At 63.1% G+C, this 18283-nt stretch carries 14 protein-coding genes; 9 read left to right on the top strand and 5 right to left on the bottom strand.

Going from position 1 to position 18283, the window contains the following annotated elements:
- The first annotated feature begins 25 nt into the window (after positions 1-25).
- The 4 genes from FA94_RS09475 (at position 26) to FA94_RS09460 (ending at position 5654) form a co-directional block, all read left to right on the top strand.
- Positions 26-1717: a hypothetical protein gene (locus FA94_RS09475; RefSeq protein ID WP_156126605.1), complete on the top strand. Its 1692-nt coding sequence runs from the start codon at positions 26-28 to the stop codon at positions 1715-1717.
- A gap of 210 nt (positions 1718-1927) precedes the next feature.
- The gene (locus FA94_RS09470) at positions 1928-2308 is read left to right on the top strand and encodes a hypothetical protein (RefSeq protein ID WP_035550045.1); all 381 of its coding nucleotides are present in this window, start codon (positions 1928-1930) and stop codon (positions 2306-2308) included.
- 263 nt (positions 2309-2571) lie between these two features.
- On the top strand, positions 2572-3663 hold the full coding sequence (locus tag FA94_RS09465; RefSeq protein WP_035550042.1) for a double zinc ribbon family protein: 1092 nt from the start codon (positions 2572-2574) through the stop codon (positions 3661-3663).
- A 368-nt stretch (positions 3664-4031) separates the two neighbouring features.
- The gene (locus FA94_RS09460; RefSeq protein WP_035550039.1) at positions 4032-5654 is read left to right on the top strand and encodes a TIGR04222 domain-containing membrane protein; all 1623 of its coding nucleotides are present in this window, start codon (positions 4032-4034) and stop codon (positions 5652-5654) included.
- Positions 5655-5701: 47 nt separating this feature from the next.
- On the opposite strand, the gene FA94_RS09455 is transcribed toward FA94_RS09460, so the two are convergent.
- Both FA94_RS09455 and FA94_RS09450 read right to left on the bottom strand, forming a co-directional pair.
- Positions 5702-6634 carry a phosphatidate cytidylyltransferase gene (locus tag FA94_RS09455; RefSeq protein ID WP_035550036.1) on the bottom strand — a complete coding sequence of 311 codons (933 nt, stop codon included), beginning with the start codon at positions 6632-6634 and terminating at the stop codon, positions 5702-5704.
- A 36-nt stretch (positions 6635-6670) separates the two neighbouring features.
- A complete protein-coding gene (locus tag FA94_RS09450) occupies positions 6671-7300 on the bottom strand; it encodes a lysophospholipid acyltransferase family protein (RefSeq protein WP_035550032.1) in 630 nt (209 codons plus the stop codon).
- 240 nt (positions 7301-7540) lie between these two features.
- Between FA94_RS09450 and FA94_RS09445 the strand changes: the two genes are divergently transcribed.
- The 4 genes from FA94_RS09445 to FA94_RS39400 all read left to right on the top strand — a co-directional run bounded on the left by FA94_RS09445 (position 7541) and on the right by FA94_RS39400 (position 11865).
- On the top strand, positions 7541-8137 hold the full coding sequence (locus tag FA94_RS09445) for a CDP-alcohol phosphatidyltransferase family protein (protein WP_035550030.1): 597 nt from the start codon (positions 7541-7543) through the stop codon (positions 8135-8137).
- 64 nt (positions 8138-8201) lie between these two features.
- Entirely contained in the window at positions 8202-9965 is a 1764-nt protein-coding gene (locus FA94_RS09440) for a bifunctional alpha/beta hydrolase/class I SAM-dependent methyltransferase (protein ID WP_035550028.1), read from the top strand.
- Positions 9962-11416 carry a phosphatase PAP2/dual specificity phosphatase family protein gene (locus FA94_RS09435; protein ID WP_051980508.1) on the top strand — a complete coding sequence of 485 codons (1455 nt, stop codon included), beginning with the start codon at positions 9962-9964 and terminating at the stop codon, positions 11414-11416. Before FA94_RS09440 ends, FA94_RS09435 begins: the two co-directional genes overlap by 4 nt.
- A 2-nt stretch (positions 11417-11418) precedes the next feature.
- The gene (locus FA94_RS39400; protein WP_035550025.1) at positions 11419-11865 is read left to right on the top strand and encodes a hypothetical protein; all 447 of its coding nucleotides are present in this window, start codon (positions 11419-11421) and stop codon (positions 11863-11865) included.
- An 80-nt stretch (positions 11866-11945) separates the two neighbouring features.
- Here the strand turns inward: FA94_RS39400 and FA94_RS09425 are convergent, their stop codons facing one another.
- Positions 11946-12839, bottom strand: coding sequence for a glutamate/aspartate ABC transporter substrate-binding protein (locus tag FA94_RS09425; RefSeq protein ID WP_035550022.1), 894 nt, complete (start codon positions 12837-12839; stop codon positions 11946-11948).
- Between the two features lie 412 nt (positions 12840-13251).
- On the opposite strand from FA94_RS09425, the gene FA94_RS09420 reads away from it, so the two are divergent.
- A complete protein-coding gene (locus FA94_RS09420; RefSeq protein ID WP_035550019.1) occupies positions 13252-13455 on the top strand; it encodes a hypothetical protein in 204 nt (67 codons plus the stop codon).
- Positions 13456-13479: 24 nt separating this feature from the next.
- On the opposite strand, the gene FA94_RS09415 is transcribed toward FA94_RS09420, so the two are convergent.
- On the bottom strand, positions 13480-15045 hold the full coding sequence (locus FA94_RS09415; RefSeq protein WP_051980507.1) for an efflux transporter outer membrane subunit: 1566 nt from the start codon (positions 15043-15045) through the stop codon (positions 13480-13482).
- Positions 15042-18281: an efflux RND transporter permease subunit gene (locus FA94_RS09410; RefSeq protein ID WP_035550017.1), complete on the bottom strand. Its 3240-nt coding sequence runs from the start codon at positions 18279-18281 to the stop codon at positions 15042-15044. The genes FA94_RS09415 and FA94_RS09410 overlap by 4 nt, the downstream gene beginning before the upstream one ends.
- Positions 18282-18283 lie beyond the last annotated feature (2 nt).

Raw genomic sequence — 18283 nt, 5'->3', positions numbered from 1 at the left:
TTCAGGCAAGCGATAATAAATTTTCATGATGTCAAAGCCCGCAGATTTTCAGGTCAGGCAGCACTCTCCGTCTCTTGCTGTTCTGGTTATTGTTGTATTGGCCGTGTTTCTGTTGATCGTGGCGGCCGGCCTGTTCGTCCCCGTTTATAGCGACGAAGCCGCGACGAAAATGATGCGCGGCATGTTTTTCGCGAATGACTGGAAATACAACACGCTCCTGCCGCAATGCAATCGGGACTATTTGCGCAGCGTTCCCGCTTTGCTTTACCCGGGAGCGTTCGCCTACGACCTGATCTATGGACGCGCGACGCCGCTCGGCATACGGCTTCTCGGTATGGCTACCGACCTGTGCTGGCTCGTGCTCACGGCTGGGGCAATCCGTGTTCTGACGAAGCCGAAGCATCTGCACTGGGCGTTGCTTGCCGCGGTTACGTCGGTATGCGGACTGGGGGTCTTGCCTTTGACACTGGTCATGGCGCGCGGCGAGCAGGTCATGCTCGTTCTGCTCACGCTGTTCCTGTGCCTGCCTGCATTGACGGCGCGCTTTGCAGGAAGCACCAGTCGCGCGAGGGTATTGGCCTGCGCGATCCTGTTTTGCCTCGCGGTGTCGGTCTTCTTCTACACCCACCCCAAGACCCTGTTTTTCTTTCCGGTCGTGTTGACGTCGTGCGTGCTGTGTTTCTGGCGACATAGCCGGGCGTTGACACTTGTCGTGGCGGGCTTCGTGCTGGCGACGGTGTGGCAAAGCCTCGTTTTCGCCGGCGCGCTGACAAAATGTGCCGGCGCGCCGATGTTTTCGTCGCAATGGCTATCGCTAGTGACGCCAACGGGTCAGTTGCTTTCTGATCCGCTGGGATTCCTCAATGCACTTTGGGTGAATGTCCACACCGCGCCTGGCGCGATTGTCGATCAGCTGATTTTTGCTGACCAGTATCAGTCAGCCTGGCTTGCCGCATCACCGGGCGTTGCTGCAATGCCGTTGATCACGTGGATCAACCCGCTCATTCGCGCTGTGATCGTAGCGATCTTCGGCGTTGCCGCGATCCTGCCGCCGCTTGGCTTTGCGTTGAAACTCATGCGGCGCCGGCTGGACGGTGCGGCTTGCTGCATGGTGGCCTTGTGGCTTGGTCTGTTCGGGCACATGGCCTTATATCGATCGTGGAACTTCTATACCGGCACGCTGACGGTTCCTCTCGCGGCTCTGCTTGCCGTCTCGACCCTGGTGGCACTCGGCTCGCTGATGCCCGCCCGAATCGTTAAAGGCATCACGATCGCCGCGCTGTTTTCGTTGAGTCTGCTCTTCGTGGGTAGCGCGGCACTGCTGCTGTCGAAAGTGCTGCCCCCAACGATCGAGAATCAGCGCACAGCGCAGATCGGGCTGCCGGGTCAACCTCTGTCGATCCCGGCGCTCGGTTATGGCCGCGAGCGAAACCAGATTCGCGAGTTCGCGGCGCAGTGCCACGTCCAGGGCGACGCTTCCCGTCACCTGGTCATCGACAATCTGACCTTTTTTGCATTCGACGGCCTGCGCGAACCGCTCCAATCCGACTACGTCAATGACCAAGCCTTCGGCGTGGACTATCCAGGCGAAGCGACAATCAAGTTGTTGAAAGAGGCGGGGGCGCGTGACATCGTTGCCCAGTGCGGGTTGCTGTCACCGACTTTATTGGCTCATGCTCACCGCGAGGGCAATCTTTGCTGCCTTCATCTGGACTGAGCAGACTGGCATAACAAACCCTGTACGGCATGGTGATCCGCTGGCCGCCCCCAGCGCGCCGCGATCCCGTCCTGCCGCGCACCTCCACTTACATCCGGTGACATTGTTAAGCCCCTCGCAACAGTGTTTTCAGTCGGTGAGGCTGATCTTCGTCACGCGATTGCGGATAATTTCATCCTCGATGAACCGGATAAAAAGTGCAGGTGATATATGTTCAACACGGTCCCGGAGCGGCGCCCCGAACGGCAGGCGGCTTCCGTTGCGTTTGGCGGGCGGGGTTCCCAGGATTCCTCGTCCAGCGGCTGGCGCGCGCTGATCGCCGCCGCGCTCGCGTGTGCGAGTCTCGTGGGGTGTGCGTCGGCAACCGACGTCGTCGCCACGGACAAACCCGGCACCTACACGGTGGCCGCCAGCGCGACCGGCGGCCGGATGGCCTGGGCGCGCGCGCACGAGCACGCCATGAGCGAGGCGCGCGACTATTGCGAGAGTCGCGGCATGATGACCAGCGTGACGATGGAAAGCGTGAGCGGCGTGCAGATGCTGACCGAGCATGGGTCGTCGGTTAATTTCGAGTGCCATCCGAAGTTCTGATCGCGTATTAACGGCCGCGTCCCTGTTGGACTATCTATCGCGACTTTATCGGCGCAACCCAGGATGATATTGCCGATTCCGTAACCGGCGAATATGCCGTACTCACAGCGAATGAAAAAATGCTGGCCGCATGCGGATTTTAACGACGCCGACTCGATTTATTCCGTGCTAATGGGCATCATTTTCCGGGTTTGCATTGGCGAAGAAAGAACTGTTGGGTATTCTCTCGTGCAAAGTCGAAACTATTCCAAAGGCACACAACCATGGCAATCTCCAGCGATAGCCTGACCCGTCCGGCGCGGCTCCTGCAACTCGCTTCCTGGGCGATCGCGATCGTGTTCGCCGTGTTTCTGAATATGCTCGGCAGCCTCGTGATCCGCGACATGGCCTTCGCGCCGCGCGGCGGCCCGCCAGCGATCGAGCAATTTGCGGACGTCCCGGCTAAAGCGCGGCTGGACGCAGCGAAACGCGACCTGCAGGCGCAGCACGACACGCTGGATGAGAAGGCGCAAACGCTCGAGGTGGCGCATCGCCGCGCTGTCAAAGACTACGCGGACGCGCGAGAAAGTTTCCGCAACTGGCTGGCCACCCGCTCGGTAACGGGCGACGGCACGCGCGACCCGGACCTGCAGGCGCGCACGCGCAAGCTGGACGCTTTGCAGGCGGTGGCGATCGTCTGGCAGCATCAGATCGATGCGCTCGACGACCAGCAACGCGCGCTGGCAGCCAGGCAGGCGCAGTTGGACACGCAAAGCGCCAATGCGGACGCGGCAGCCGAACGCCGCTTCGACGAGGCGACGCGGCACTATGAATTGCAGGTGTTCGGTCTGCGGCTTGCGCTAACGCTGCCGATTCTGCTGATCGGGATCTGGCTGTTCATCCGCTACCGCAAAGCGCGTTACTGGCCGTTCGTCTACGGTTTCGGCCTGTTTGCGTTGAGCGCGTTTTTTATCGAACTGGTCCCGTATCTGCCTGACTTCGGCGGCTATGTGCGGGTGCTGGTCGGCATCGCGCTGACCGTGTTCGCCGGGCTGTACATGATGAGGGCGTTCCAGCGCTACGCCGAGCGCAAGCGTATCGAGTTGCAGCAGGATCAGGGCGAGCGGGCACGCGCCATCGGCTATGACAAGGCGGTTCGCTCGCTGGAAAAGAAGCGCTGCCCGTCATGCGACAAACAATGGAATCTCGGCGGCGACGACTCCACGTTCTGCGTGCATTGCGGACTGAAGCTCTTCAATCTATGCGCATGCCTCGGCCGGAATTTCTTCTTCTTTCCGCATTGCCACCAATGCGGAGCCGCGCAGGACAATGCGGCGCCGGCTTCCGAGGCTGGCGCGTCGCCGCACACTCAATAGCGGGAAAGATCGCCTGCGCGAATCGGGCTATCGGATATGAACCGGAAAGACGCGGTGCGATGCCGTTCATTCGACAATCGCGCAGCGGATAAATCCTCATGTGCGAGTGCGGTTTTGACATTGCCATCGAAACGCTATACGCCGGGCGTTCTACTCGATTAGAATCCAATGCGATTAACCGGCTGAAAGAACGGCACGCTCGTTTCAGTTTAAGAGGACGGCCATTTTCCAACAGTTCGGCGCCTGTTTGTCGAATGATTGCGCCGCACGATTTTTATCGATCCATGCGCCGATATTCAAACCCTACGTCGCCGGCCGTTACGCCGCCAATCGCACCAATCGTACTAACAGCGCTCTCGCCGCAGCCCATGAGCGCCGCCCAATGCGCGCTGATCGAACGCCTCGACGCGTATTCGCTCGACGCGCCGAACGTCGTGCTACCGTACAGCGTGCGCCTCGCGCAGCGCGAAGGCTGGTCGAGCGACCATACCGCCGCGGTGATCGCCGAATACAAGCGCTTCACGTTTCTCGCGGTGTCGACGGGGCAAGTCGCGACGCCGTCCAAAGCGGTGGATGCCGCGTGGCATCTGCACCTCGAATACACCCGGGAGTACTGGGACGTCTTTTGCGCTCAGGTGTTGGGCGTGCCGCTGCATCACACGCCGGGCAATGGCTCGCCCGGCGAGGCGGAGGGTTATGCGCGGGCTTACGCACAAACGCTCGACGACTACCAGCGCCTGTTCGGCACGGAGCCGCCCGCGGCGGTCTGGCCGCGTTTGCCGTCGCGGGCTAGCGCCGCGCAGATTGCTGAGCCGGACGATGCAAAGTCACACGCCGCGCACACAGAGCACAAAGACCACACAGACCACGTCACCACCCGTCTAGCACGCCGCTGGAGCGCCTACCGCGAGCGCCGCTTGCCGCTCAGCGGCCTGGCCTGGCTCACGGCCGCCGTTGCCACATACGCGTACGCGGGCGACTTCACCACCATCGATTTCAACGTCCTGAACTACGCAGGACGAGACTTCCTGCAGTTCTATCTGGCACTGTGTTTCGGTGTTCTGCTGCTGATCTACTGGGCGCAAAAATTCGAACACCGTCGACGCACATGGGGCGTCCACGGCGCGCCTCACGCGATCCGCTCGATGACGCCCGACCAGGCCGCGTTCCTCACCGGCGGTGTGCAACGCATGGCCCGCGTCGCGACGCTCGCGCTAATCGATGCCGGCGCGATCAGCTTTTCGCCTTTCCCGAGCGGAAAGCCCTCCGTGAAGGCCGAGAATATCGCCATGGCTGGCCGTTATGCGTCGGAGTGGCAATGGTTGCGGTCAAGAAAAGACGGACGGGCCGATTACGTGGCGTTCCGCGCGCAATTGATGCTGCAGGAAAAATCGTTCGACGCGGAGTTGATCGAAAGCGGCTGGCTATGGAAGCGCGGCGGCATGGAGGGTTTGCTGTTCGTCGCGCGTGCGCTGGCGCTGTGTGTGGCGGCACTCGGCTTCGCGAAGATTTTCGTCGGCATGAGCCGTGACCGGCCGGTCTTGCTGCTGGTGATCGGCGTAATCCTGTTTGCGCTTGCCTATGTGATCGTCATGAAGCGGCTGCCGGGCTTGGGCCGCAGCGGGCCGACGAAGGGCGGCCAGCAGGCGCTCGCCGAGTGCAGCGCGCGTTTTGCGGCGGCGTGGAGTCTGTCGGGGCAGCAGGGCCAGCAGAAACAAGCGGGCCAACCCCGCGAGCAGAGCGCATCGAACGACGCAGGTTTATCCGACGCCTTGCTGTGGCGCACTGCGCTACTCGGTGTCGGGGCGCTGTCTGGCACGGCATGGGCCACCTATGAGCGCGCCCTCAACGTGCCGGCGGTGGTGAGCAGCAGCGGTTCTGGCGGCGACGCAGACAGCAGCAGGTGCAGCTCCAGCAGTTGCAGTTCGAGCAGTTGCAGCAGTTCCAGCAGTTGCAGTTCAAGTAGCTGCGGCGGTTGCTCTAACAACTAAGCCGCAACTAAGCCGCAACCAGGCCGGACCTAAGCCGCACCGGCCCCTCAATTCACATACAGATACCGCACCAGGTGAAAAAACACCGGCGCGGCAAAGCAGATCGAATCGACGCGATCGAGCGCACCGCCGTGTCCGGCGATCATCGACCCCCAGTCTTTCGCCCCGAGCGAGCGTTTCACCGCGGACAGCACCAGTCCGCCGACGAACCCCGCCAGCACGATAGCGAGCGACATCAGAAACGCCGCGCCGAAACTGAACGGCGTGATCCGGTAAAGCGCCGCCCCCGACAACGTAGCGAGCAGCCCGCCGCCGATAAACCCCTCGACGGTTTTCGAAGGACTCAGCTTCGGCGCGATCTTGCGTTTGCCGAACAGCTTGCCGACCACGTACTGAAACACGTCGCTGATCTGCACCACCAGCAGGAAGAAGAACAGCAACAGCGCGTTTTCGCCCTGATAGCCGGGAATATCCAGAATCAGCAGCGCGGGCGCGTGACTCAGACCGTAGACGCACACCATCAACGCCCAATGAATCTTCGAACTGCGGCTGAGGAACTCATGCGTGTCCTGCGTGAGCGCGGACACCAGCGACAACGTGATGAACAGATGCACCGGCACGAAGATCGAGAACATGCCGTACCAGTTCACCCATAGCAGCAGGTACTGCACCGGAATGGCAATGAAGAAGCAGATAAACAGCGTGGTGTGATCGCTCGGCGAAGTGGGCGTCAGCGTGATGAATTCGCGCAGCGCCATATACGACACGAAGGCGAACACGATGTAAGTGGCGGTCGACCCCAGGCCGATCGCGATCGCCATGATCGCGATCATTCCCCACCACGCGCGAATCCGCTGATTCAGATTGGCGATGGTCGTGCTGCGGCCGCCGTCGCGCCAGGCGAGCAGGCCGCCGATCACCGAAGCGATCGCCAGAAAGCCGGTCAGGCCGGCCACGAGTTCCCAGAACGCGGTTCTCATCGTGTGTGTTTCCCCGTTGTTGTTATGCGAGTCCCGTCAATCCGCGTGGCGTACCGGCGAAAGTTCGACGATGCGCTCCCGTGCGCGCTGCAGAAAATCCGCCTTGGGCTCGTTGTCGGCCAGCGTGATCGTGGCGCCGAAATGCACTTTGCAGATCAGCGGCACCGGCCAGATCGCGCCCTTGGGCATGATGCGCTGCAGGTTCTCCAGATAGACCGGGCACAACTCGACCGTGGGAAACTCGCCGGCGAGCCGGTACAGGCCGCTTTTGAACGCCTGCGGCAAGGCCTCGGCGCTGCGCGTGCCTTCCGGAAAAATAATGATCGAATAGCCGAGCCGCAATGCTTCGCGCACCGGCTCCAGCGGATCGCCGTCGCCTTCTTTCTTGCGGTCGATCAGCACCACGTTGAGCAGGTTATTGGCGATATGCACCTTGGCCTTGCCGCGCTCCCAATAGTCGCGCGCCGCGACCGGCCGCACCTGTGAGCGCAACTCGCCGGGCAGCGCGGCGAGAATCGCCAGCGTGTCGACGTGGCTGGTGTGATTCGAGAAATAAATCTTCTGCGTTGCGTTCGGTGTGCCGTGATGCCAGACCGGATAGGCGCCCGCCACGAGACGCACCACACCCAGCAGACAATCGCGTTGCCATGCGTGCCAGATACTCATTGAATCCGACTCATTGATTGCGCCATTCTGAACGCCGGTGGCGTTTCGGTCGCGGCATTATGACGATTTTTTCTGACGATCACCACATCGATTTAAAGAGCAGGGTGAATCTTGACCTTTCCTCCCATTTAAATGACGATGTCGCTGTTTCTAATAGCTCGAAAAAAACCGCTCGCGATAATTTCGTTTCCGGGCAATTCGCGTATGGGCCGGTCAACCCGTTTGAACTGTTAAATAAATATGAGCGTCTACGCACTCAAACCGAAGTTCCAGAATCTGCTGCGGCCTTTGGTGCGCCAGCTCGCGCGCGTCGGCGTAACGGCCAATCAGGTCACGGTAACGGCAGCGCTCGGCTCGATCGTGGTGGGTGGCGTCGCGGCGGCGGGCTTTTACCGGCTGTTCCTGCTGATTCCGATCTGGCTATTTCTGCGCATGGCGCTCAATGCGGTCGATGGAATGCTGGCGCGTGAATTCGGACAAAAGAGCGCGCTCGGCGCGTATTTGAACGAGTTAGGCGACGTGATTTCCGACATCGCACTCGTTTTACCGTTTCTGGCCATTCCCGCATTCAATGCCGCGGATATCTGGGCGTTCGCGCTGGCCGCCGTGGTAGTCGAATGCGCGGGGTTGATCGGGCCGCTGGCGGGCGCCACGCGCCGCTACGACGGCCCGCTCGGCAAGAGCGATCGCGCGGTGGTGATCGGCGCCTTCGGCCTGTGGATCGGCCTCGGCCTGACGGTCGCGCCGTGGGCCACGTGGCTGTGGCGCGTGCTGGTTTTGCTGGCGCTCGTGACGATTGGCCAACGGGTGCGCAACGGGGTTGCCGAGGCGCGCTGAAGCAGAAACCCGGCGGGGCACGCAGCCAGGCCGCGAGTACCATTCCACGTTCGAGGAGACTTCCATGACGATCCGCACTGCCGGGGAACACACCTTTGTCACGCACGACGGCGAGGCGCTGTTCTACCGCCATTGGCCGGTTGCCGGCGAACGTTGCCGTGGCGCCGTGCTGCTGTTTCATCGAGGTCACGAACACTCGGCGCGCATGGCGCATCTCGTCGACGAACTCGATCTGCCCGAGCATGCGTTCTTTGCGTGGGACGCGCGCGGCCACGGCCATTCGCCGGGCGAACGCGGCTATAGTCCGAGCGCGGCGGCGTCGGTGCGCGACGTTCAGACGTTCGCCGAGCATATCCGCGACACCTATGGCATCGCGATCGAAGACATGACGGTGATCGGCCAGAGTGTCGGCGCCGTGCTGGCCGCCGCGTGGGTGCACGATTACGCGCCGCCGCTGCGCGCGTTGGTGCTGGCCGCGCCGGCCTTCAGCATCAAGCTTTATGTGCCGCTCGCATTGCCGGCTTTGCGGCTCATGTACAGGCTGCGCGGGCGCTTCTTCGTCAATAGCTATGTGAAGCCGAAGCTGCTGACGCACGACCCCGAGCGCGTCGCGAGTTACCAGTCCGATCCGCTGATCGCGCGTGCCATCGCGGTCAACATGCTGCTCGATCTGCACGACATGGCTCAACGCGTGGTAGCCGACGCCGCCGCGATCAAGGTGCCGACGCAAGTGCTGATTTCCGGCGCCGACTGGGTCGTGCGCCGGCAGCCGCAGGACCAGTTTTACGAACGGCTGAGCTCGGCGCGCAAGGAGCGCATCGTGCTCGACGGTTTCCATCACGACACGCTCGGTGAGTTGGAGCGCAGCCGCGCCATCGCGCCGGTTCGTGCGTTCGTGCTGCAGGAATACGATGCGCCGAGCGCGCCGGTCTCGTTGCTCGACGCGCATGAGCGCGGGCCGTTCCGTGATGAATTCGCAGGCCTGAAACAACCGCCGCAACCGTTGATGGGCGCCTACTGGGCGTTGGTGCGCGGCGGTTTGCGGCTGTCGTCGTGGTTCTCTTCGGGGATCGCGCTCGGGTTCCAGCGCGGCTTCGATTCCGGCTCGTCGCTCGACTATGTGTACCGCAATCGCGCGGAAGGGCGTTCGCCGCTCGGCCGGCTGATCGACCGCAACTATCTCGACTCGATCGGCTGGCGCGGCATTCGTCAGCGCAAGATTCATATCGAAGCGCTGATCGCCGATGCCATCGCGCGTCTTCGGCGCGAAGGTCAGCCGGTGCGGATCGTCGATATCGCCGCGGGGCACGGGCGCTATGTGCTCGACGCCATTGGCGCGGCCGCACTGAGCCGAACCGGCATCGAACATATTCTGCTGCGCGACTACAGTCCGCCGAATGTCGAGGCCGGCCGCGCGCTGATCATTCAGAAGGGCTTCGGCACGAAGGCGCGTTTCGAACAAGGCGACGCGTTCGACGCCGAAGCGCTCGCCGCGCTCGAACCGCGTCCGAATCTTGCCATCGTGTCCGGGCTATACGAACTGTTCAGCGACAACGCGATGATCCGCGCTTCGCTCGGCGGCCTCGCGCGCTCCGTCGCGCCCGGCGGTTACCTGGTTTATACGGGGCAGCCGTGGCATCCGCAGTTGGAATTCATCGCGCGGACGCTGAAGAACCATCGCGGCGAGGCGGCGTGGGTGATGCGCCGCCGCTCGCAGGCCGAGCTCGATGAGCTGGTGGCGAGCGCGGGCTTTCGCAAGATCGCGCAACGTATCGACGAGTGGGGCATCTTCACCGTCAGCGTCGCGCAACGGGTCGCGGACGTATGACCAGCAGCAGCGCACGCACCGACGCAAGCGCGTGGCCCCGCGACGCAGCCGCTGCGCGGCCGGCGACTTTCGCACTGAAATGCGTGCTGCTGGCGGCCATGGGGCTCGTGTTCTTTTCGACCTATGGCTTCGCGAACTGGCTGGCCGGACGGCATGCGAGCGTGCCGTCGTTTGCATTCGGCTGGGAGCATGCCATTCCTTTCTGGCCGTGGACGATCGTGCCGTACTGGTCGATCGATCTGTTTTACGCGCTGTCGTTTTTTCTGTGGCGTTGGCGCGATGAACTGCTCGATCACGTCAAGCGGCTGTTGACGGTGCAGGTTATCTCAGTGGTGTGCTTTATTGCGTGGCCGCTGCGCTTCAGCTTCGAGCGGCCGGCCGCTGGTGGCATGAGCGGCGCGCTGTTCACGCTGCTCGCGGGTTTCGACAAGCCGTTCAACCAGGCGCCGTCGCTGCATATCGGTTTGCTGGTGGTGTTGTGGGCCGTGTATGCGTTGCATGCACGCGGCGCGTGGCGTGGGCTGCTGCACGGCTGGTTCGCGCTGATCGGCATTTCCGTGCTGACCACCTATCAGCATCACGTGATCGATGTGCCGACCGGCGCGGCGGTGGGCTGCTTCGCGCTGTTTCTGTTTCCGCTTCGGCGGGGCGATGGAACGTCCCGCCTGCGTGCCGCCGATGAACCGGTCATGCCCGCTGTGCTGGCTCACGCCCGCCGCATTGCGCGCCGCTATGCGGCGTTGGCGCTGGTGTTTTTGATTGCCGCCTGCGTGACGATTCCGCATTCGCCGTTCGCGGCGTTGCTGCTCGGCTGGATCGCGCTGGCCGTGCTGTGCGTCGCGATGGTTTATTGGCGTGTGGATGTCGGGTTGTATCAGAAGAGCGAATCCGGTGGTCTCGCCTGGGCGACCGGCGCGCTGTTCCTGCCGACTGTGTTCGGCACGTTCATCAACTCGCGCGCGTGGACGTTTCGTCATGCGGCGTCGTCGCCGGTGGGTCACTCGGTGCTGGTGGGACGTACGCCGACGCGTCGTGAGGCGAGGCTGGTGCGTGCCACCGCGATTGTCGATCTGACCGCCGAAATGCCCGGCTGGGCCCGGCGCGATCCCGCGATCCGCTATGTGTGCGTGCCGCAACTCGACTTGCTGCCGCCGACGCTCGCGCAGTTGCAGCAAGCCGTCGCCGCAATCGAGATGTTGCGCGAGCAGGGGCATACGGTGCTGGTGTGCTGTGCGCTCGGCTATTCGCGCAGCGCGTTGACGGTGGCCGCGTGGCTCGCGGCGCATTTGCAGTTGAACGATGCGCAAGCCGCGCTGGCGCTGCTGCGGGAAGCGCGTCCGCAAGTGGTGTTGCGGGCGCCGAGCGTGGCGCTGTTGCAGCGGTATATCGACTGGCGATTGCCAATGCGGCATGAAGCGCCACGCGACCCGCGCCCCGGACCTGAGGTTTGATCATGAACGACACACCCGCCAGCGTGCAATTCAAAATCGCCGCGGCGCACGGCCTGCTCGACGCCGGACTGATCGTCGCGATCTGCACTCAGGTGGCAGCTTGGGTGGGGCTCGCGCTCGCTTTCGCACTGGGCGCGTGGCCGTGCGTAGCGGTGGTGTGCGTGAGCGGCGCGGTGGCCGTGCTCGCGCTATGGCTGTTGATTCGCGTCGCGATCGATCGCCGGTTGTTCAGCGCGCTCGCGCATTCAATCGCGTTGACGAATGAAGACGACGCACTCGCGGCACTCGACCACGCGTTGCAGCGGCTCGGCTGGATCGACGAAACGAAGGCCGGACGCACGCTCGACGCGCGTGTGCGCGGCGTCGCCCGTCTCGTCCGGCTGGTGACGATACTCGCGGTCGTGCAAGTGCTCGTCATAGCGGTCGCGGCATTGACCGGCGCGTTCTGAACCGGCCGCGCACGCAATGACGGATCGTCGTAGTCGCGCGAACACGCACCCGTGACCGCGCAACGCCGGCGCCTCAGCCTTTATTCAAACGCCGTATCGTTCGGATTCGCGTAGACCTTTTTCAATGAGTCGCTCATCGGGAAGTCGAACGTGAGGTTCTTCGGCGGGACCGGCTTCATGAACCACTTGTCGTACATCGCGTTGATCTCGTTGCCCTTCATGACCTGCTGCATCGCATCGTCGACGACTTTCTTGAACTCAGGGTCGTTTTTTCGCAGCATGAATCCATAAGCCTCGGACGATTGCGGCGTGCCGACCAGCACCCAGTCAGCGGGCTTCGCCGTCAGCGAGCGCGCGCCCGCCAGTAAAACGTCATCCATCATGTACGCCACCGCGCGGCCGGTTTCCAGCGTCAGACGCCCCTCGCCGTAGTCTTTGGCGCTGATGATCTGCATGTTCATCTTCTTCTCTTCGTTCATCTTTCTCAGGATGCGCTCGGACGTCGTCCCCTGATTGGTCACGACCGTCTTGCCCGCGAGATCCGGAAAATCCTTGATGCCGGAGTCTTTGCGCGTCAGCAGCCGGGTCGTGGCCACGAAGAACGTATCGGAAAACGCAACCTGATTTTGCCGGGCGGCAAGGTTGGTCGTCACGCCGCATTCCAGATCCACGGTGCCGTTCTGGACCAGCGAAATGCGGTTCTGCGACGTCACCGGAATGAACCGGATACGCAGATCGGACCGTTTCGTCTTCGCCTTTACGGCGTCGATGACCTTGTTGCACAGATCCTGAGAAAAGCCGATGACCTGGTTGTCGCTGTCCACATAAGAAAACGGGACCGACGTCTCGCGATGGCCGATCGAAATCAGGCCGTTGGTTTGAATCTTCGTCATGGTCGGCGTTGCGTCTTGCGCGAGCACGCCCTGTGCGGCCGATGCCAGCACGACCAGCATCAACAATTTTTCCCGGACCATCTCATTCCCCAGTGATATCGAACGATCGTTAGCGGCACGCCACGGCGCCTGGATTCATATGTTGCAGTAAACAAAATAATAACAACATATGTTAACTCCCTACGTGCGACGAGTTTCAGCTGTTGCGGCCGGAAAGGGCCGACGCTTGAATTCGATAGGGTTTCGATAGATCGCGGTACGCGATCGTGAGGGATTGCGCACGATCGTGAGCTTTTTGCCGCCGGAATCGCGGCGAGTTACGCCGGTTTACGCGTGCTCGACGGCGGAGGGCGCACCACGCCGGGCCTGCGGGCGGATTGACCGCCGCGAAGCCCGCGTGCCCGTAAGAAGCGGAAACGTGTCTGTAGCCAAACTGTCGCGGCGTCTGACTACTATCGTCTCATCGCCACGCTTTGATGAACGGAGGTGCCGGATGCTTAGCCATCACGAACTCGCGACGCTCATGCTGTTTCGCGACACGGAGAAACGTATCGAGCCGTTGGACCCCGATGTGCTGGCGTTACGCCGGTATGCGCTCGTCGAAGTGCGGCAGCGTCAGCCGCATGAAATGACGCTGCAATTGACCCGTCGGGGGCGCGAGTTGCTGGCGCGGTTGCAGGGCGGTGGGAAGGAGTGAGCAGGGCCGCAGGTGGCGCAGCGCCTAGGGCGCCGGAGTCGATGTTGCAGCCGACGCAGACGTTGTAGTCGCAGTCGAGGTTGAAGCCACCGGCGCTGATGCCACCACCGGCCCAGACGCACCCGCATTGCTCCCCGGCGCTCCATCCCACTGCCAGCCACCGCCCAGATTTTTAATCAGCGTCACGCTCCCTTGCGCGAGCAACGACTGACTATCCGTCAACGATTGCGCCGCCTGCAACAACGTCAACTGTTGCGTCAGCACGCTTTCCTCGCTCGCCGTCCCGGCCAGCAACTGCGCCCGCTGGCTCGCGAACAACTGCTGGTTGCGCTGATAGATCTCGCCATACGCCGCGGCCTGCTGCTGCAAATGATTGATCGACGACAGACTGTCCTCGACACTCTGAAACGCCGTCAGCACCGCGCCGCGATAGTTCGCGACATCTTCATCGTAAGTCGCGCGGGCTTCGCGCACCGCGGCGCTGCGCGCGCCGCCGTCGAAGATCGTCGCGGCCAGATCGGGCCCCAGCGTCCACACGCGGCTCGGCAGCGAGAACAGGTGCGCGAACGCGTTGTGCTCGAAGCCGCCTTGCGCCGACAGATCCAGCACCGGGAAAAACGCCGCTTCGGCCGCGCCGATTTTCGCGTTCGCGGCGGCGGCCGTGCGTTCCGCGCTCACCACGTCGTAGCGCCGTTCGAGCAATTGCGACGGCAACGCCAGCGGCACCGAGGGATTGGCGAATGCGTAATCCTTTTTCGGCGGCAGCGAGAAGCCGGAGGGCGGCACGCCGATCAGCACGGCGATCGCATGCTCGTCCTGTTCGCGCGAGGTTGCGGTGGTCTGCAATTGCGCGACCACGATCTCCAGCGTGTCTTGTGCGGTCAGCACGTCGTCGTTCGACGCGGTGCCTTGCAGAAACGCGGTGCGCGTGATGTCGAGAATGCGTGCGTCGATTTTTCGCTGCTGTTTCAGCGAGTCGATATCCAGATCGGCCTGGCGCAACGCGAAATAATCGTTGGTGAGCGTGGCCGCAATCGACAGGCGTTCGCCCGCTAACTGCGCGTCGCTAGCCTGCGCGCTAGCTTTCGCGGACTCGACCTCGCGCCGCACTTCGCCCCATAAGTCCGGCTCCCAGCTCGCCGTGGCCGTGGCGCTGACCGAATTCCGTATGCCGGCCACGGTGCTGCCCGTCGTGCTGCTGATGCCGGAACTGGCCGCGCCATTGCCGGTGCCGCTACGCGTCGCAGAGAGTCCCGCCGTGATCACGGGGAAGAGGCTCGCGCGGTTGGCGTCGACGGTGGCTTGCGCGAGCCGGTACGCGGCTTCGGCCGCGGCGATGGATTGATTCGCCTTGAGCGAGCGGCCGATCAGATCCGTCAGCGTGTCGTCCTGATAGACCTGCCACCATGTGCTGGACAGCGACGCTTGCGGATCGGCCTGCGCGCGTTGCCAGTTCACGCCTTCCTTGAACGTCGCGGGAATCGCCACCGTGGGTTGGCTGTAATCCGGCCCGACCGCGCAGCCGGTCATGCACAGCGTCGCCAGCCCCACGCCCGCGCCCGCAACCGCGCTCAACACTCTGCTCTTCATGATGTTGCTTCCTTCCCGTGACGTCGACGGCGCAGACGCTGGTACGCGCGGTCGAGCCACAAATAGATGACCGGCGTCGTATATAGCGTGAGCATCTGGCTGAAAATCAGTCCACCGATAATCGAAATGCCCAGCGGCTTGCGGAATTCCGAGCCGTAGCCGGAGCCGAACACGAGCGGCAGCGCGCCGAGAATGGCCGCGCTGGTGGTCATCATGATCGGGCGAAAACGGATCAGACAGGCGCGCGTGATGGCCTGTTCGGCGGGCAGATTGGATTGCCGTTCCTCGGTAATCGCGAAGTCGATCATCATGATCGCGTTCTTCTTGACGATGCCGATCAGCAGGATCACGCCGACCAGCGCGATGATCGACAACTCCGTATTGGTGACCAGCAGCGCGATCAGCGCGCCGACGCCGGCCGAGGGCAGCGTCGACAGAATCGTCAGCGGATGCATCAGGTTCTCGTACAGCATGCCGAGCACGATATACACGGTGAGCAGCGCGGCGACGATCAGGATCGGCTCGCTCGCCACCGATTGCTGGAACACCTGCGCCGTGCCCGCGAAGCTGCCGACAATGCTCGCCGGCATGCGGAGTTGCGCGACGGCTTCGTCAACCTGCTGCGTGGCCTGGCCGATCGACGCGCCGGGCCCGAGATTGAACGACGCCGTGACGGCCGGGAAGGTGCCCTGATGGTTGATCGAGATCGCCGTTTGCGCGATCGAGAAATGCGCCATCGCGGCCAGCGGCACCAGCGCGTTGCCGTTCGACAGCACGGCGGTGGAGGGCGTCGCCGTACGGCTGCCCGGACCGGCCATGGCCGCCGCGCTGGCCGCCGCCGCCGCAGCGGACGCCGCGTTCGCGGAGGTCGCCACGCTCGGCGCCGTGGATGTGCCGCCGCCCGTCGAACCGCTGCCCGAGGTGGCGGCCGCACCGGCCGGCACATAGATCGCCTTCAACGCGGCCGGATCGGTCCAGTACTCGGGCGCGAGTTCCATCACCACGTGATACTGGTTCGCGGACTTGTAGATGGTCGACACCTGGCGCTGCCCGAACGCGTCGTACAGGCCCTGATCGATCGACGCGAAATTGACCCCCAGCCGTGCCGCCGTATCGCGATTGACCACCACGCTCGCCTGCATGCTGTTGTCCTGCTGGTCGGTGTTGATGTCCTGCAGCATCGGCAGCTTGTGCATGGCGGCGACCACCTTGGGCACCCATTTGTCCAGATCGGTCTGCTCGTCGGCGGTCATCGTGAACTGGTATTGCGCGCCGCTTTGCCGGCCGCCCACGGTAATGTCCTGCGCCGATTGCAGGAACAGCCGCGCGCCGGGAATATTGGCGAGCGAGCGGCGCAACTGCGCGATCACCTGATCGGCGCTCGCCTTGCGCGGCCCGAGCGGCTTGAGCGTGACGAACAGCAGCGCGGTATTGACCGAATTCGAACCGCCGACAAAACCGCCCACCGCCTGCACGTTCGGATTCTTCAGCACCAGTTGATTGATCTTGAGGAATTTCTGCTGCATCGCGTGATACGAAATGCTCTGCGACGCCTGCACCTGGCCGATCAGCCGCCCGGTGTCTTCCTGCGGAAAGAAGCCTTTCGGAATCACGATATACAGCAGCACGTTCAGCGCCAGCACCAGAATCGTCACGATCCCCATCAGCACCGGATGGCGGATCACCCAACCCAGCGTGCGCGCATAGAAGCGGTGAAAGCGCGAATTGGGGTATTCGTTGTCGTCGTGCGCCTGGCCGGTGCTGCGCAACGCGATGCTGGAGAGCATCGGCGTGACGGTCAGCGAGATGATCATCGACATGATGATCGCCACCGACAACGACACGGAAAACTCGCGAAACAGCCGCCCGACGATCCCGCCCATCAGCAGCAGCGGGATGAACACCGCGATCAGCGAGACGCTGATGGTCAGCACCGTGAAGCCCACTTCGCGCGCGCCGGTCAACGCCGCCTGCATGGGCGGCTCGCCGCGCTCCATGTGACGCATGATGTTCTCGACCACCACGATCGCATCGTCGACCACGAAGCCGGTCGAGATGGTCAACGCCATCAGCGACAGATTGTTCAGGCTGAAGCCGAGAAAGTACATCACGCCGAAAGTGCCGAGCAGCGACAGCGGCACGACGATCGCCGGGACCAGCGTGGTGCGCCAGTTGCGGAAGAACGCGAAGGTCACCGCGGTGACCAGCAGCACCGAGATCGCCAGCGTGATCTCGACGTCGAGCAGCGACGCGCGGATCGTCGACGTGCGGTCCATCAGAATGTTGAGCTTGATGGTCGGCAGGATCGACGCTTCGAGAAACGGCAGTGCGGCCTTCACGTTGTTGACCGTGTCGATCACGTTCGCGCCCGGCTGCTTGTAGACGATCAGCAGCACCGCCGGCTTGCCGTTCGACAGGCCGTAGTTCTCCAGATTCTCGACGTCCTGCCGCACATAACCGAGATCGGAGATGTGCACCACGTCGTTGCCGCTCTGCTTGACGATCAGCGGCGCGTAGTCGGAGGCGTTGTAGAGCTGGTCGTTCGCGCCGAGGTTGTACTTCAACGGCCCGACGGCGGCCGAGCCTTTCGGCAGATCGACGTTGGCCGTGGCGATCGCGCTGCGAATCTGTTCGAGGCTCACGCCGTAGTGATTCACGCGGTCCGGGTTCAGTTCGATCCGCACCGCGGGCAGCGCGCCGCCGCCCACGGTGACATCGCCGACGCCCGGCGTTTGCAGCAGCTTCTGTTGCAGCACGGTCGACGCCGCGTCGTAGAGCTGGCCGCGCGTCGCCGAGTCGGAAGTGAGGCTGACGATCAGGATCGGCGCGTCGGCCGGGTTGACCTTGCGGTAGGTCGGGTTGCCGTCCAGATTGGCCGGCAGGTTGGTGCGCGCGGCGCTGATCGCGGCCTGCACGTCGCGCGCGGCGCCGTTGATGTCGCGATTCAGATCGAACTGCATCGTGATGCGGGTCGCGCCGAGCGAGCTCACCGAGGTCATCTGCGTGATGCCGGAAATCTGTCCGAACTGGCGCTCCAGCGGTGTCGCGACCGAGGTGGCGACGGTGTTCGGGTCCGCGCCCGGCAGCGTAGCCTGCACGCTGATAGTCGGGAAATCCACCTCGGGCAAGGGCGCTACCGGCAGCAGCTTGAACGCCAGCGCGCCGAACAGCGCGATACCGATCGCTAGCAGCCCGGTCGCGATCGGACGCGCGATGAACGGTTCGGACAGGTTCATCA

Origin of the sequence: Burkholderia sp. 9120 (assembly GCF_000745015.1) — a bacterium.
GTDB lineage: Bacteria > Pseudomonadota > Gammaproteobacteria > Burkholderiales > Burkholderiaceae > Paraburkholderia.
The sequence above is the reverse complement of the archived record's forward strand: the minus strand, read 5'-3'. Positions and strand labels throughout refer to the sequence as shown.

Excerpts from the sequence above, each read along its gene's own strand:
- FA94_RS09440 (WP_035550028.1), top strand. The coding sequence starts at position 8,202 with ATGACGATCCGCACTGCCGGGGAACACACCTTTGTCACGCACGACGGC.
- FA94_RS09425 (WP_035550022.1), bottom strand. The coding sequence starts at position 12,839 with ATGGTCCGGGAAAAATTGTTGATGCTGGTCGTGCTGGCATCGGCCGCA.
- FA94_RS09415 (WP_051980507.1), bottom strand. The coding sequence starts at position 15,045 with ATGAAGAGCAGAGTGTTGAGCGCGGTTGCGGGCGCGGGCGTGGGGCTG.
- FA94_RS09470 (WP_035550045.1), top strand. The coding sequence starts at position 1,928 with ATGTTCAACACGGTCCCGGAGCGGCGCCCCGAACGGCAGGCGGCTTCC.
- FA94_RS09475 (WP_156126605.1), top strand. The coding sequence starts at position 26 with ATGATGTCAAAGCCCGCAGATTTTCAGGTCAGGCAGCACTCTCCGTCT.
- FA94_RS09435 (WP_051980508.1), top strand. The coding sequence starts at position 9,962 with ATGACCAGCAGCAGCGCACGCACCGACGCAAGCGCGTGGCCCCGCGAC.
- FA94_RS09455 (WP_035550036.1), bottom strand. The coding sequence starts at position 6,634 with ATGAGAACCGCGTTCTGGGAACTCGTGGCCGGCCTGACCGGCTTTCTG.
- FA94_RS09410 (WP_035550017.1), bottom strand. The coding sequence starts at position 18,281 with ATGAACCTGTCCGAACCGTTCATCGCGCGTCCGATCGCGACCGGGCTG.
- FA94_RS09445 (WP_035550030.1), top strand. The coding sequence starts at position 7,541 with ATGAGCGTCTACGCACTCAAACCGAAGTTCCAGAATCTGCTGCGGCCT.
- FA94_RS39400 (WP_035550025.1), top strand. The coding sequence starts at position 11,419 with ATGAACGACACACCCGCCAGCGTGCAATTCAAAATCGCCGCGGCGCAC.
- FA94_RS09465 (WP_035550042.1), top strand. The coding sequence starts at position 2,572 with ATGGCAATCTCCAGCGATAGCCTGACCCGTCCGGCGCGGCTCCTGCAA.
- FA94_RS09420 (WP_035550019.1), top strand. The coding sequence starts at position 13,252 with ATGCTTAGCCATCACGAACTCGCGACGCTCATGCTGTTTCGCGACACG.
- FA94_RS09450 (WP_035550032.1), bottom strand. The coding sequence starts at position 7,300 with ATGAGTATCTGGCACGCATGGCAACGCGATTGTCTGCTGGGTGTGGTG.
- FA94_RS09460 (WP_035550039.1), top strand. The coding sequence starts at position 4,032 with ATGAGCGCCGCCCAATGCGCGCTGATCGAACGCCTCGACGCGTATTCG.